The following is a 15,004-nucleotide window of genomic DNA, read 5'->3' on the forward strand; positions in this document are numbered from 1 at the left end:
TAAATCGTGAGAAAATATCGTGTGAAAATCAACGGAATGACCTGTACGGGGTGTGAACAACATATTGATGCTGTATTAACCAGTATAGGTGGTAAAAATATCGAAACCAGTTTTCGACGTGGTGAATCTGTGTTTGAATTACCTAATGGAATTAATGCTGAGAAGGTAAGACAGGCAATTAAACAAGCAAATTACCAAACTGTAGAAGTAGATGAAATTTCGTCGCAGAAACCAAAAAATATTGAATTAGATAATAAAAACGATTACGATTTACTCATCATTGGTTCGGGAGGGGCAGCATTTTCTGCTGCGATTAAATCAATTGAATATGGGGCAAAAGTGGGAATGATTGAACGTGAAATAGTCGGAGGAACTTGTGTAAATATTGGTTGTGTTCCATCAAAAACACTTTTAAGAGCAGGGGAAATCAATCATTTCGCAAGAGAAAATCCGTTTACAGGTTTACAAACATCTGCTGGGGAAGTCGATTTAGCCTCTTTGGTGAATCAAAAGGATGAATTAGTTAGCGAACTTCGAAATCAAAAATATATAGATTTAATTGATGAATATGGCATTGATTTAATAGAAGGTGAAGCTAAGTTTGTTGATGAAAATACAGTTAAGGTAAATGGGGAGAAATTCTCTGCAAAACGATTTTTAATTGCAACAGGTGCTTCGCCATCTATACCAACGATTACAGGACTTGAAGAAGTGGATTATCTAACAAGTACTACACTACTCGAATTAAAAAAGGTACCTAAACGATTAACTATTATTGGTTCAGGCTATATCGCATTGGAACTTGGGCAACTGCTTCATCATTTAGGTTCAGAAGTAACGCTTATACAAAGAAGTGATCGTCTATTAAAAGAATATGACCCAGAGATTTCAGAAACCGTTGAAAAGGTTTTGACAGAACAAGGTATAGACTTTGTAAAAGGGGCAACTTATGAACGTATAGAACAAGTTGGAGAGGTGAAAATGATTCATGTAACGGTCGATGGCAAGAAAAAAGTCTTGGAATCAGAACAATTACTTGTTGCAACAGGAAGGAATCCAAATACAGATTCTTTAACTTTAAGTGCAGCAGGAGTTAAAGTCGGAAAAAGAAACGAAATCCTGATAAATGATTATGCTAGAACAAGTAATGAGAAGATTTATGCGGCAGGAGACGTAACTTTAGGGCCACAATTTGTGTATGTAGCAGCCTATGAAGGTGGAGTTGTTGCTGATAATGCGATTGGTGGGTTAAATAAAAAATTAGATTTATCCGTCGTTCCTGCTGTCACTTTTATAAATCCATCAATCGCAACAGTTGGTTTAACAGAAGACCAAGCAAACGAACAAGGCTATGAAGTAAAAACATCTGTATTATCCTTAGATGCCATTTCAAGAGCATTAGTAAACCGTGAAACTACAGGTGTATTTAAGATTGTTGCAGATGCTAAAACATTAAAGGTTCTCGGAGTTCATATTGTATCTGAAAATGCAGGTGATGTGATTTATGCAGCGACATTAACAGTTAAGTTTGGCTTAACAGTGAACGATTTAATAGATAGCCTTGCACCATATTTAACAATGGCAGAAGGATTAAGACTAACTGCTCTTACATTTGATAAAGATGTTTCGAAATTATCCTGTTGTGCAGGGTAAAGTAATGAATATGTTGTATTTAGATAAAAAATTGCTCGAATAGGTAGGTAAACCTACTTTGAGCAATTTTTTACAGAATGGATGTTTTTAAGCAACACTTTTACAAGCTTCTGCGCATTTAAAGCAGGCATCAGCACATTTCTGACAGTGATCATGATTATGTTTTTTACATTCATTCCCACAATCCTCGCAAATAGTAGCACAAACAGAAGCTAATTCAGAAACAAAGGGTGTATCTCTTGAGATTGCTTGTTCAAGGTAAGCACAAATATCAGCACATTCTCTATCCAACCGGATACACTCCGCCATCATTTTAATATCCTCTTCTTTTAAACATGCATCATAACAGTGATTACATTCTGTCATACATTCATGTAAAGTTTGTAATAGTTGTTGATACTGTTCATGCGCCATTAATAAAACCTCCATTTTAGTGATTATTTTCTGACTTATATAATATAATTTCCCAATTAATTATTAATATAAACTGAAATAATAAAACTCCATAAAAACTGCATATATTTTTTAAAAGATAAGCGTCAAGCAGTGTTCACAAGCTAGGACGAAAGCATCGCATGCAGTAATACAGGATTGATATTGCTGAACGCAGGATCCTACAGCTTCTGCCATTTCAGCACCTCCTTTCAGGTCTACTTTGTTTTGTTTTCTTGTTTTTATTCATCAATAAAAGTTTGTTTCACTCAAGGAATCATGAAAAACACAGTTTTGTATAAAAGGAATGATTGGTGAGAAAAATAAGTCGGGAGGTATACGATATGATGGATAGAATGATGTACGATACGTCAATGATGTGGGCAATGTGTATAGTGATGGTAGTCGGCCTTCTCATTTTAGTACTCATTATTGGTACGACGGTTTACGTAGTTGCTCGTTTACTTATGAAGAAGAGTAGAGTCGAAGATCGTCCCCTTATGATATTAAAAGAACGGTATGCCAAAAGCGAAATTAGTGATGATGAATATAGACAAAAAAGAAAATTAATCAATGAAATTAAATAAAAAGAATGTAAATACTAATAGAGGAATGGCAATAAAAATTGTCATTCCTCTATTTATTGCAATTTGTATGATTGTTTTTTACTCATTGGAAAAAATTTATTTTATAATATTTATCCAATGGGAAAAGAAGAAGTGATGGCGGAAATTGATGATGAAGAACAAGATATCTCGATTGTTTCTAATGTAGGAGTCAGGAAACAAATACATTCACATTACAATATCCAGATCATACAGGTACTACGTATGTAACAGAGAAAGGTGTCTCTTCTTTTACATATGATTTATATCGAAAAGAACAATATATACCAATTGCTTATCGGACAAACCATCCATATGATACATTTATTAACTCTAATACGTTTAGAGAAATTATTTAATATGTCAACGTATTTTTATATCTGTAAAATTTCTTGATTTATTTTTTCAATAAGTTATCTAGCATAAAGCGTAAAATAGAGAAATCATTTTCTTGGCATGTCTGCATATTTTCTTGATAAATAAAAGCTATAATAAATGATAATAGATAAAATGAGAAGGTGATATAAATTGCATATGATGAATGGGTATGGTTCGTTTTGGGCAATGATTCTAATGATTCTTTTCTGGATAGGATTAATTAGTTTTGGTATTTTTTTAATAACAAATTTTATTAATGGAGATAAAAAGAAAACCTCATTACAAATAATTAAAGAACGCTTAGCTAAAGGTGAAATTGACGAGTTGGAATATGAACGACTAAAATCTATCATAAAACAAAAATAACTGAAAACAGTTAAAAATGGATAAAAGATTGAACAGATTTACTGAAGAGACACATTAATCAAGAAGTTAATGATAAGATCAATCCAAGGTCAAGGAATAAATATATTATACTGCGAGTTGAATTTTGATGTTTGAATTATTTAATCAAATAAGTAACACACTTATGGAACCAATAATAGAAATCACTAATGGTTTGGAGCATTTACCATTATTATTTGCCTTTTTTCTTGGAGTTGTCGGGGCGCTTGCACCTTGTCAGCTTACAAGTAACATTAGTGCAATTACGATTTATGGCAATAAATCACTAGTTGATAAAGTTCCATGGTTGCATGTATTGTTATTTGTCTTAGGAAAGATTGTAGTCTATTCTATACTAGGGATTATTGTTTGGCTGTTGGGTAGAGAGATATATAGCACGCTGTCACAAATTCTACCTATTATACGTAAAGCAATAGGGCCAATGCTAATTATAATTGGATTATTTATGATTGGATTATTTCGGTGGAAGAAAACATGGCGTATTTTTCGTTTTCCTACAAAGGTACTTAAAGATAGTTATTTAGGCAGCTTTTTAATGGGGGTTAGTTTTACATTAGCTTTTTGTCCAACCATGTTTGTACTCTTCCTGTTAACATTAATGCCAATTGTGTTGATTACTTCATATGGAGCAATTCTTCCAGCAGTCTTCGGAATTGGTACGTCTCTTCCTCTATTGATTGTTATATTTTTAATTTGGTATTTTGGAGCAAGTGGTGCCATATTAAAAAGAAGTAGAAAAGTAGGGGCTGTTACACAAAAGGTTGCTGGTTTGTTACTCTTGATTCTTGGTGTATTAGATACACTTACTTATTGGTTGTAGAGGTGCAGTATGTTTAATAAATTATCTTTTAAAATTGGATTACTGTTTTTTGTGTTTATTCTATTTATCGAATCTTTTTTGTTTTTTATTTTATATACGAACCTAGTAAATGATCGGATTGATGAGGTTATGAACAGTTTGCTGGCACGTGGGAATACACATCGTGATGTTTTGGAAGATCATTTCGATCAACCTACATTAGAACATGTTGGTATTATGGAATCAGCTTCTGAATTTATCGCTATCATTACAGATGAGAATGGTGAGATTATTATTTCATCTGATCCTGTAAAAGAAGAAATGATGAATGTGGTAGAACATACTAATAATGAAGAAATACCTACAGAGGGTAAAATTGTTGAAGATAGGTGGAATGAAAGAAACTATATCGTAACGGATAGTCCAATTACAATAAATGAGGAACATAAGGGGCATGTGTTTATGTTTGCCGACACAGGTTATGTAAAAAGGACAGTTGATCAGCTCAGTAATCAGTTTTTGATAATAAGTTTTATCACTGTGCTATTAACAATTATCACCATATTTATTTTGTCACGGTTTATAACACAGCCATTAATTAAAATGAAAGAAAAGACGGAACAATTAAGTAAAGGAAGACATAATGTAACACTACATATCAAAAGGAAAGATGAATTAGGTGAATTAGCTAATTCCATCACAGAGTTATCACAAGAGTTAAAAGAATTGAAGATGGCTAGAAATGAATTTTTGGCCAGTGTGTCACATGAGCTAAGGACACCGTTAACATATATTAAAGGATATGCAGATATCATTAGCCGCCAGGGTACATCTGAAGAAAAAGTTAAAGAATATATTGAAATAATCCGAGAAGAAGCAGAGCAGTTAACTGTATTAATTAAGAACTTATTTGAATTAGCTAAAATAGACCAAAATAATTTTATGATTAGACGTGAGCGGGTAAATTTATGTGAACTTATTCAAAGATTAATTGAACGTATCCGCCCTGCACTTGCCGAAAAAGATATATCACTTCATGTGAATTGCCCGGATGAAATGATAGCTTTTATTGATCCAGAACGCTTCCAACAAGTATTAATAAATATTTTAGATAATGCCAAAAAGCATTCTAAAGAAGGTTCAAAAATCTTAATAGAGGTAACGCAGACGGATCACCATATCATTATTACAACTACGGATGAAGGAGAAGGAATTCCTGCAGAAAATCTGCCATATATATTTGACCGACTATACCGTGTGGAAAAATCACGTTCAAGACAAAGTGGTGGAAGCGGACTTGGTCTCGCAATTACGAAAGAAATTGTTGAATCACATGGTGGCAGTATCGAAGCAAAAAGCGAAATAGGACAAGGCACAAGTATTATCATTAAGTTGGCAAGGAGGGGACAGAATGCATAAGGTTCTTATTGTTGATGATGAAAAACGGATGTTAGATTTAATTGCATTGTATTTACAACCTCATCAATATATTTGTAAAGAAGCACTGGGAGCTACTGAAGCATTGTCTTATGTAATTCAAGAAACATTTGACATTGTTTTACTGGATATTATGATGCCTGAGATGAATGGCTGGGAATTGTGCCAAGAAATTAGACATATTTCTGATGTTCCAATTATTATGTTAACTGCTCGTGATCAACACGAAGATATTATAAAAGGGTTGCGATTAGGTGCAGACGATTATATAACAAAACCATTTAATGAAGAAGAATTACTGGCTAGGATGTCAGCTATATTACGTAGAAGAGAACCAAATAGTTATGTTGAAGTAAATAGTTTAATCTGGAATAAGGATCGTTTTGAATTAACCTATAAAAATAATCCAATTAAAGTAACTCCTAAAGAATTTATTATGATTGGACACTTTATGAAAAATCCGAATCAAGTATTTGCCAGGGAGCAATTGATTGATTTGATTTGGGGGTTTGATTCGGAAACTGGAGGAAGGACAGTTGATTCCCACGTGCGGAATATGAGAGAAAAAATCCGTCACACAGGATTTCCAATAGATGACTATTTTAAAACTGTGTGGGGTATAGGATATAAGTGGGTTAATAAACCTTGAAAGGGGAATTTGTATGTTGTGTTAGTAATAAGAAGATTATCTATTGCACACTATATAAAAAAGATTGTAATATGATTATTCATTAGGAGGATTGATAGCATGGCAAATCATGATAGTAAGGAGAATAAACAAAGCCATAGTGAACACAATGTGCACAAGCACCATAATCACGAACATCATAACCATGAGCATCATGATCATGATAACCATAAACAAAATCACCATGAGCATCACAATCATGAAAACCATAACCAAGATCACCACGGGCATCACAATCATAATAGTCATGACCATTCGGGACACGGACATGGAGGAGGACATGCCGGTCATCATGAGCATATGATAGGTGATTTTAAAAAGCGTTTCTGGGTATCTTTAGTGTTAGCGATACCGATAACTTATCTGTCACCGATGATTCAAATGTTATTCAACTATGAAGTAAACTTTACGGGTAATACGATATTACTTTTCTTACTTTCCACCATAGTGTTTTTCTATGGTGGAAAACCGTTTTTACTTGGTGCATGGGATGAAATAAAAACAAAAACACCAGGGATGATGTTGTTAATTTCACTTGCTATTGTAACAGCCTATATTTATAGTACCTTAACAGCCTTCTTCATTAATGGCAGTGACTTTTATTTTGAGGTGGCTACGTTAATTGTCATTATGTTGTTAGGTCATTGGGTAGAAATGAGATCCATAATGGGTGCTTCAAAGGCACTCGAAGAATTAATTAAACTAATGCCAAAAGAGGCACATAAAATTGACGCGTCCGGAAATATTGTAGAAGTGTCTGTTGAAGAATTGCACCCTGGTGACGAGATCCTTGTTAAATCAGGTGAAAAAATACCAATCGATGGGGAAATTTTTGAAGGAGAATCTACCGTCGACGAATCTATGTTAACGGGGGAATCCGTTCCTGTAGAAAAAGGACCTGGAATGAAGGCAATAGGTGGAGCCGTTAATGGTGAAGGTGTATTAAAAATTAGGGTTAACAAAACTGGAAATGACACGTATTTATCCCAAGTTATTCAATTAGTAAGCGAGGCGGAAAATACCAAATCAAAAGCACAGGGGTTTGCTGATATTGCAGCAAAATGGCTATTTTATGTGGCGGTGGTTGCTGGAATCATTACAATTGCTTACTGGAGTACGACAGGTGATTTTGAATTTGCGCTAGAAAGAATGGTTACCGTTCTGATTATAGCTTGTCCACATGCGCTAGGTCTGGCTATGCCTTTAGTTACTTCAAGATCAACATCTATTGCTGCTAAAAATGGATTGTTGATTCGTAACCGTACCCCATTTGAAAATGCTCGAAAGTTAGATCGGGTTGTATTCGATAAGACAGGTACCCTTACAGAAGGAAACTTCGGGGTTACTGATATTCATCCAAGTAACAATGTAAGAGAAGATGAATTATTGAAGTTAGCTTATTCGGTTGAGACACAATCCGACCATCCAATTGCAAAAGGAATTGTAAAGGAAGGAAAAGATCGCAATATAGAGCTATACGATGTATCGAATTATAGAAACTTAACTGGTAAAGGATTAACTGCTGAAGTGGAAGGATCAGAAATCGCAGTCATTAGCCCTGGAGCGATGAAAGCGAATAATAGAGATTTCGATGAAGAAACGTATGAAAAGCTAGCCCAACAAGGAAAAACAGTTGTTTTTGTATTAAAAGATAATGTACTGCAAGGAATGATCGCTTTAGCGGATATCATTCGTGAATCTTCTTATGAAGTTATCAAGCAATTAAAAGATAGTGGCATTGAAACAGTTATGATGACAGGTGACAATAATCGCGTTGCAAATTATGTAGGGGAAAAACTGGGACTATCACAAGTTATTTCAGAGGTTCTTCCACATGATAAATCGGATAATGTGAAAAAACTGAAAGAAGGCGGCAAAAAGGTTGCCATGATTGGTGACGGAATCAATGACGCACCCGCCTTAGCTGAAGCTGATTTGGGTATTGCGATTGGTGCTGGGACAGACGTTGCAATTGAAACAGCGGATGTTGTTTTAGTAAATAGTAACCCCATTGATATCTTAAATATAGTGAAGTTATCGAAAGCTAGTTATAGAAAAATGATCCAAAACTTAGGATGGGCAGCAGGTTACAACGTAATAGCCATCCCACTAGCTGCAGGTGTATTATATAATGTCGGTATCGTTATTACACCAGCTATTGGCGCTGCTGTCATGTCACTAAGTACAATTATTTGTGCCATTAATGCTCAATTGTTGAAGATTGATTAAAATTTAGTATGAAAATGAAATATAGGTTAAGTGATAACAGTATAATGCTATTATTATACTCGGGAAAAAGTTCAATCTGTAAAGAAAAACTTTAGATGTTAAAGATTTAAAAGTTTCATTGGAAAATTTGAAAGAAGCTGTTTAAGATCTAAGCTATGATTTTAGTGTCTAAATATTTAAATGAAAAAGCTGGTTTTCTGTTAGGTGAAAATCAGCTTTTTCTAGTTGGAAGATTAAAGTAGTGTGGGAAAAAGCTTGATTATTAATAACTTTTAACGTTCTAGTTGATTTCCGGAATAGATAAAGAAATGCACATCTATGTTTTGCATAATATTTGGTGTCCATATATGATTAAAGATTTTCATTAAAGGTGAAGAGGGTAAAACTGTAAAAGGTTTTCCATTAAGATATTTTATGATTATATAATATTTAATTATGTAATTCATCAAATATTAACTTTTTCTTGATAAATTCTCGATAATTTTAAAATATAGTTACGTCATAAGGATAATGAATCATTAACATAAATTGGCACCAAGTATCTAATGAAAGGGGAAAAGCTAACATCTATAATCGTAATTTAAGTGATGAAACAATAATCAAATATAATTCTTGAATCAAGTAAATTGGCTAATAGTCAATTATTAGTAAATGTTTGCCTTTAAAGATGAATTAATATGTAGAAGTTCACTTAATGGGAGTTATGGTATATGAAAAGAAAATTATTATTAATAAGTTTGAGTTCTTTATTTACAGTACTTGTTTTATCAGCTTGTGCAGGAAATCTTGAATCAACATCTGAAGAAAAATCAGATATAGAACAAGAGGCAGATAAAAATATGAATATGGATGAAGAAGAGTCTGATTCCATGCAAGAAGGAATGGATCATTCTTCTATGGATCATTCAACTATGGATGGTGACGCAATGGAGGATGGTCATATGAGTCATGATGAGGTAGTAAGTTTAAATGATTCAACAGGGAAAAATGAATTGAAAATACCTTCCGTGCTTGAAAGCGATAATGAGGAAGAAGTTGCATACACTGTTCGAGCACAAAAAGGAGAGACTGAAATATTCGATGGTACTAAAACGGAAACGTATGGGTACAATGGGTCCTTTTTAGGCCCAATGCTAAAATTTGAAAAAGGGGATACGGTAAAAATTAGAATGATTAATGAGCTGGATGAGGAGACAACTTTTCATTGGCACGGCCTGGAAGTACCAGGAGAAGTAGATGGTGGACCAAATAATTCTCTAAAGCCTGGAGAAGAAAGGATGATCGAATTTGAAGTGACACAGGAAGCGTCGACGTTATGGTTTCATCCTCATCCGCATGGGAAAACCTCTGAACAAGTTTATAATGGACTTGCAGGGTTGATTTATATCCAGGATGACAATGCAAAGAGTCTCGAATTGCCAGATGAATATGGAGAGAATGATATTCCGTTAATTTTCCAAGATAAAACATTTGATGATAAGAAACAATTGAATTACAGTGCTGCAATGAATGATGATGGAACAATCGGTGATACGTCATTGGTAAATGGAACGTTAAATCCGAAGTTGACGGTAGAAAAAGAAAAGGTTCGTCTTCGTCTCTTAAATGGATCTAATGCGAGGAATTACACTTTTAAATTGAATACAGGGGATTCTTTCGCGCAAGTTGCAACAGATGGAGGTTTCTTGAATGAACCTGTGACCTTAGATGAAATTACACTGACCCCGTCTGAACGGGCGGAAATAGTTATTGATTTTTCGCAGCTTAACACAGAAGAAGAGTTGGCGTTAATAAATGAGGAAGACGGTTCGATCCTTTTACCATTTGAGGTTTCTGATCAAAGTGGAGAGGATAGCAGTATTCCAGAAGAGATGAATGATTTTTCAATTACAGAAGAAGAGATGAACTTGCCAGTAACAAAAAACGTGGAACTCTTTGGGATGATGGATATGGTAACGATAAATGGAAAGAAATTTGATCCGGAAAGAATTGATTTCACACAAGAGCAAGGGGTCACTGAAGTATGGGAAATTTACAATAAGCCTGACATGATGGGCGGAATGATTCATCCATTCCACATTCACGGAGCTCAATTTAAAATACTTTCTAGGAATGGAGAAGAACCACCAGAAAACGAGCGAGGGTGGAAAGACAGTATTTCTATTGAACCAGATGAGACAGTTAAAATAGCTGTACAATTCAAGCATAAAGGCGTGTATATGTTCCATTGTCATATTCTTGAACATGAAGATAACGGTATGATGGGACAGGTAAAGGTAGAGTAGAGTCTGATTATAATATAGCGTTGAATTTATAAGTGGTGACTAAAAATCCTGTATTGTTATGCAGGATTTTCTTGTTCTGCACTTTTGTTTGTAAAAAGATAAACTCTAATCATTTTTTTCAGATCCTAAATCTGCAGATTGATCTGAACATGTAGTTAAGTAAGTAATTTATATGAAAATAATGATATAAATACTTATTATCTATAGTTCCCATCACTTTTTATCACCAGTCTACAATGAATGAAGAAGATATGCATTAAATAGTAATTTAAAAACAATGTTACATTAATAATAATGATTTCCAAGGAATGGGCGGTTACTTACCATCATATAATGAACCATTAGGACAAGATCCAAAAAGGAGAATTGTAGAATGCCGATTTCGTTATATGTTACAGTAATAGGTATTTTTATTTTAACCATATGGATTATATGGAATATCATCAACCATCGGAACAAAATAACGGTTATGACTGGGATGATGATTTCAATGGTACTTGGTATGGTTGTTGGGTTAACTATAGGGGTAATAATAGGCGTGTTACTCTCAGAAGATCTATTTTCTTCCACTTTATGGGCTATTATAATTGGGATCTCTGTTGGTTTCGTAGCAGGTTTACCAATTGGACTGATGGCAGTTTTAGACGGAATATTAGCAGGATTGATGGGTGGGATGATGGGTGCAATGCTTGGGGATATGATTGCCCCAGAACACCAGGAAACTTTAATAAAAGTCATGTTTTTGTTATTCATTGGAATTGTGATAATTTTGTATCAAATGATGCAACAGGAATTTATAAAAAGCAAGTCAATGGTCAGTCACCCTGTCGTCATGATTGTATTATTTGTGGTTTTTATTGTCGGGTATAATCAGATGGGGACATTGATTCCCTCTGCAGATTCACTCAATAACGATAACCATCAACACGGTATGAGAAGAACGAATAACTTCGTTGTACAAGCTGAGGAATATACTTTTTTACCAAGCGATATAGAAATAAAGGCTGGTGAAATGGCTACGATCATTTTGGAAAATACAGGAGAAACAGAACATGATTTGGAAATTATAGGAATGGAAGCAGAAATTGAGGAGCAACCTTCTTCAAATAATCACACACATACAAATAATCAAATACATTTGCACACTTATCCAGGAGAAAGAAAGGAAGTTTCATTTACTACAAACACTCCAGGAACATACCGTTATATCTGTACACTCCCTGGGCATGAAGAATCTGGGATGACAGGAATGATAGATATAATCCCATAAAAAAGTCATGCCAACAGTTTCAACTTTTTATCTTTCCTCTTAATTTATATAGAGTTTATTTTATAATGTAAAAAGTTCTGACCACCGGCCAAAACTTTACCATTGAATCTTATGAATCCATCTGTCTGCATGCATTCGCACAAGAACGACAAAAAGCTGCACATTCTTGACAATGGGGATCTTTGAATTTTTCGCATGCTGTTGCACGCGTGTAAGAATCATACAATAAAAATTGGTTCTTCAACTATCGGGCACTATTATGAGAAATGGAACTTAGTCAAACGCTTTATTATTACGTGTTTTTGTCTCAAACGGTTGTGATAGAGGAAAAATAAAGCACTATTTTATTAATGACCCGCATTTTTCAATGGAAGAATGCGGGTTTGAACTGTCTAAAGTAAGGAACTTTAAATTTCACTCAACAACAAATGCTTTCAATCAAATGCCTTGTCATTTAAATAAGTTGCATTGTCGTAATACAAGTTGGGTCATCCTCGAATGTAGATATGGTTGATTCTACCTGTTTGTCATCTAAAGTAATAATTGCTTTAAATTTTTGATCTCTTGGTAGCCATAGATCAATAAAACCATTGTCAAATGATTCAATTGTGTCATCGATAAGCACATTTCCATCGGTATCTTCGATGTAAACATCAAATGGAGTATTCACTAATTCACCTTGACATCCTGTAAGACTGTGAAATGTACATGGATGTGTTTCATTGATAAAGGGAGCGATCGATACATAAAACTCATCATCAGGTAAATCATAGTGGACTTCTTTATTATCTTTTTCAACTACTAATTGGCTAGTATCGACAAAGGCAGAGGTAGCACTTATTTGATCTGTGCTGTAATCGTGTATTAATGATTTAATATCTGCTTCAGTTGATTGATCAGTATTACCGCTGCAAGCTGCTAAAATAACCAAAAGAAAAACACAAACAAACACTATTCTATTTTTCAAATAGACAACTCCTTATCATACAAAATATATATAATTATTATAACATCAAAATTGAATAGAAAGTTCATCTTCATAGAATTGTTAAAATTATTAAAAATTCAACGTTGGGTACAGTGAGAAATGAAAGTAATGCAAAATTATTTTCTGTAAAATTATTCTTATTGAATACTGTACGGGGGTATGATATTATGTTGTTGAGGAAATTGATGAAAAGCTCTTGGAATTAGGTGGAATGGAGGGATAATTGATGAGTGTTGCAGATCAAACATTAAAGAAAGGGTTAAGTACCAGTGAAAAGTTAAAAGTTATTATCATATTGGCAGTTCCAGCAGTGATAGAGAATTTCTTTCAGACGATGCTAGGATTTGCTGATACATTTTTCGTTGCTCAAATTGGGCTAGATGAAGTATCTGCGGTGGGGGTAACGAACGCTATACTGGCAATTTATTTTGCGATTTTTATGGCAATAGGTGTTGGTGTTAATGTGTTAATGGCTAATGCAACAGGTGCAAATGACTATGAACGTGCTTCAAAAGTGGCACAGCAGGGAGTTATTTTAGCCTCCATCATAGGTGTACTGACAGGGCTGTTGACTCTAATTTTTGCAGAACCCCTACTAAGTCTTCTTGGGGTTGAACAACAGGTATTGGAGATTGGCGTTGTATACTTTAGAATTGTTGCTGTTCCTTCTATACTCATGGCATATATGTTTGTGATGAGTAGTATTTTAAGGGGAGTTGGAGATACAAAATCACCAATGAAAGCAGTTATTATTGCAAATATTGTCAACATTATTTTGGATTATGTCCTTATCTTTGGCTTCTTTTTTATACCCGCACTTGGTATCGTAGGAGCTGGATTAGCTGGAGTAATTGCACGTCTGGTGGGTACATTTGTGCTTATTCAATATATTCGGAAAAACAAACAGATTATGTTTCATAAGAAGTGGTGGAGATATGATAAGTCATATCAAAAAGAACTTTTAGGTTTAGGAGCTCCGGCAGCAGGTGAACGTTTGGCGATGAGAATAGGACAGGTCGTGTATTTTGGCTTTATTGTTGCATTAGGTACAAGTACATTTGCAGCACATCAAATAGCAGGGAATATCGAGACATTTTCTTATATGATTGCTTATGGTTTTGCTGCTGCCGCAACTATTATTGTAGGTAAACAAGTAGGAGCAGGTAACTATGAAGAAGCTAAAAGTTATGCAAAATTAATCTCCATACTATCAGCTGTATTTATGATTTTCATGGGAGTATTATTATTTATTCTTGGAGAATGGATAGGCGGTTTTTTCAGTGAAGATCCGGTAGTTGTATCTGAAATAGGCATTGCATTAAAAATAGCAGCATTATTCCAGCCTTTTCTAGCGATATTGCTTATTCTTACAGGAGCATATCAAGGTGCTAGAAATACAAAATATCCTATGTATTTAACAACGATTGGGATGTGGCTGATCCGAACACTTTTTGTATATCTCTTAGCAATTCAAATGGAATTAGGAATAGCTGGAGTATGGGTAGCAATTGGTATTGACATCGTGATACGTGCTATTGTTATGTGGTACAGAATGGAAAAAGACAAATGGATTAAATCTGAAAAGAAGATGTCATTTAAAGATAAAGTAGAATGTCAATGTCATCCAAAGACAAAACAACCTAATATGAATGAATGTGTTAATAATTATTAAAACTTCATTTCATAATGACCATTTCTCCTATAGTTTTGGTTTAGGAGAAATGTCAAGAAGAGATGATATTATTGTAACGAAAAGCAAGTTAGTTATTTTAAAATATATTTTTAAAGGGAAAATTTATAACTGATGAAGGACTGATTAAAGTTCAGATTTAGGT

14 protein-coding genes are annotated in these 15,004 nt (G+C 34.2%); 11 read left to right on the forward strand and 3 right to left on the reverse strand.

Going from position 1 to position 15,004, the window contains the following annotated elements:
* Nucleotides 1-36 precede the first annotated feature (36 nt).
* Nucleotides 37-1,653, forward strand: a complete 1,617-nt coding sequence (gene merA, locus BN986_RS12805) for a mercury(II) reductase (RefSeq protein WP_226894926.1) — start codon at nt 37-39, stop codon at nt 1,651-1,653.
* Between the two features lie 87 nt (nt 1,654-1,740).
* On the opposite strand, the gene BN986_RS12810 is transcribed toward merA, so the two are convergent.
* A complete protein-coding gene (locus BN986_RS12810; RefSeq protein ID WP_040980523.1) occupies nt 1,741-2,067 on the reverse strand; it encodes a four-helix bundle copper-binding protein in 327 nt (108 codons plus the stop codon).
* 362 nt (nt 2,068-2,429) lie between these two features.
* On the opposite strand from BN986_RS12810, the gene BN986_RS12815 reads away from it, so the two are divergent.
* The 9 genes from BN986_RS12815 to BN986_RS12850 all read left to right on the forward strand — a co-directional run bounded on the left by BN986_RS12815 (nt 2,430) and on the right by BN986_RS12850 (nt 12,181).
* Nucleotides 2,430-2,672, forward strand: a complete 243-nt coding sequence (locus BN986_RS12815) for an SHOCT domain-containing protein (protein WP_040980525.1) — start codon at nt 2,430-2,432, stop codon at nt 2,670-2,672.
* A gap of 117 nt (nt 2,673-2,789) precedes the next feature.
* Nucleotides 2,790-2,921 carry a hypothetical protein gene (locus tag BN986_RS27895; protein ID WP_262362466.1) on the forward strand — a complete coding sequence of 44 codons (132 nt, stop codon included), beginning with the start codon at nt 2,790-2,792 and terminating at the stop codon, nt 2,919-2,921.
* A 303-nt stretch (nt 2,922-3,224) separates the two neighbouring features.
* Nucleotides 3,225-3,434, forward strand: coding sequence for an SHOCT domain-containing protein (locus BN986_RS12820; protein WP_040980893.1), 210 nt, complete (start codon nt 3,225-3,227; stop codon nt 3,432-3,434).
* A 127-nt stretch (nt 3,435-3,561) separates the two neighbouring features.
* Nucleotides 3,562-4,293, forward strand: a complete 732-nt coding sequence (locus tag BN986_RS12825) for a cytochrome c biogenesis CcdA family protein (RefSeq protein ID WP_040980527.1) — start codon at nt 3,562-3,564, stop codon at nt 4,291-4,293.
* Nucleotides 4,294-4,302: 9 nt separating this feature from the next.
* Nucleotides 4,303-5,691, forward strand: a complete 1,389-nt coding sequence (locus BN986_RS12830) for an ATP-binding protein (RefSeq protein WP_040980529.1) — start codon at nt 4,303-4,305, stop codon at nt 5,689-5,691.
* Entirely contained in the window at nt 5,684-6,358 is a 675-nt protein-coding gene (locus BN986_RS12835; protein WP_040980531.1) for a response regulator transcription factor, read from the forward strand. Before BN986_RS12830 ends, BN986_RS12835 begins: the two co-directional genes overlap by 8 nt.
* A gap of 99 nt (nt 6,359-6,457) precedes the next feature.
* On the forward strand, nt 6,458-8,626 hold the full coding sequence (locus BN986_RS12840) for a copper-translocating P-type ATPase (protein WP_040980533.1): 2,169 nt from the start codon (nt 6,458-6,460) through the stop codon (nt 8,624-8,626).
* A 710-nt stretch (nt 8,627-9,336) separates the two neighbouring features.
* Nucleotides 9,337-10,911: a multicopper oxidase family protein gene (locus BN986_RS12845; protein ID WP_040980535.1), complete on the forward strand. Its 1,575-nt coding sequence runs from the start codon at nt 9,337-9,339 to the stop codon at nt 10,909-10,911.
* Nucleotides 10,912-11,284: 373 nt separating this feature from the next.
* Nucleotides 11,285-12,181: a plastocyanin/azurin family copper-binding protein gene (locus tag BN986_RS12850; protein WP_040980537.1), complete on the forward strand. Its 897-nt coding sequence runs from the start codon at nt 11,285-11,287 to the stop codon at nt 12,179-12,181.
* 109 nt (nt 12,182-12,290) lie between these two features.
* Here BN986_RS12850 and BN986_RS26720 read toward each other — a convergent pair whose 3' ends face one another.
* Together BN986_RS26720 and BN986_RS12855 are read right to left on the reverse strand one after the other, a co-directional pair.
* Nucleotides 12,291-12,425: a four-helix bundle copper-binding protein gene (locus BN986_RS26720; RefSeq protein WP_316244925.1), complete on the reverse strand. Its 135-nt coding sequence runs from the start codon at nt 12,423-12,425 to the stop codon at nt 12,291-12,293.
* Between the two features lie 210 nt (nt 12,426-12,635).
* A complete protein-coding gene (locus tag BN986_RS12855) occupies nt 12,636-13,148 on the reverse strand; it encodes a CueP family metal-binding protein (RefSeq protein WP_040980538.1) in 513 nt (170 codons plus the stop codon).
* Nucleotides 13,149-13,395: 247 nt separating this feature from the next.
* Between BN986_RS12855 and BN986_RS12860 the strand changes: the two genes are divergently transcribed.
* A complete protein-coding gene (locus BN986_RS12860; RefSeq protein ID WP_040980540.1) occupies nt 13,396-14,841 on the forward strand; it encodes an MATE family efflux transporter in 1,446 nt (481 codons plus the stop codon).
* The last annotated feature ends 163 nt before the right edge of the window (nt 14,842-15,004 follow it).

The sequence above is a fragment of the Oceanobacillus jeddahensis genome, from assembly GCF_000750635.1.
Classification (GTDB): domain Bacteria; phylum Bacillota; class Bacilli; order Bacillales; family Amphibacillaceae; genus Oceanobacillus; species Oceanobacillus jeddahense.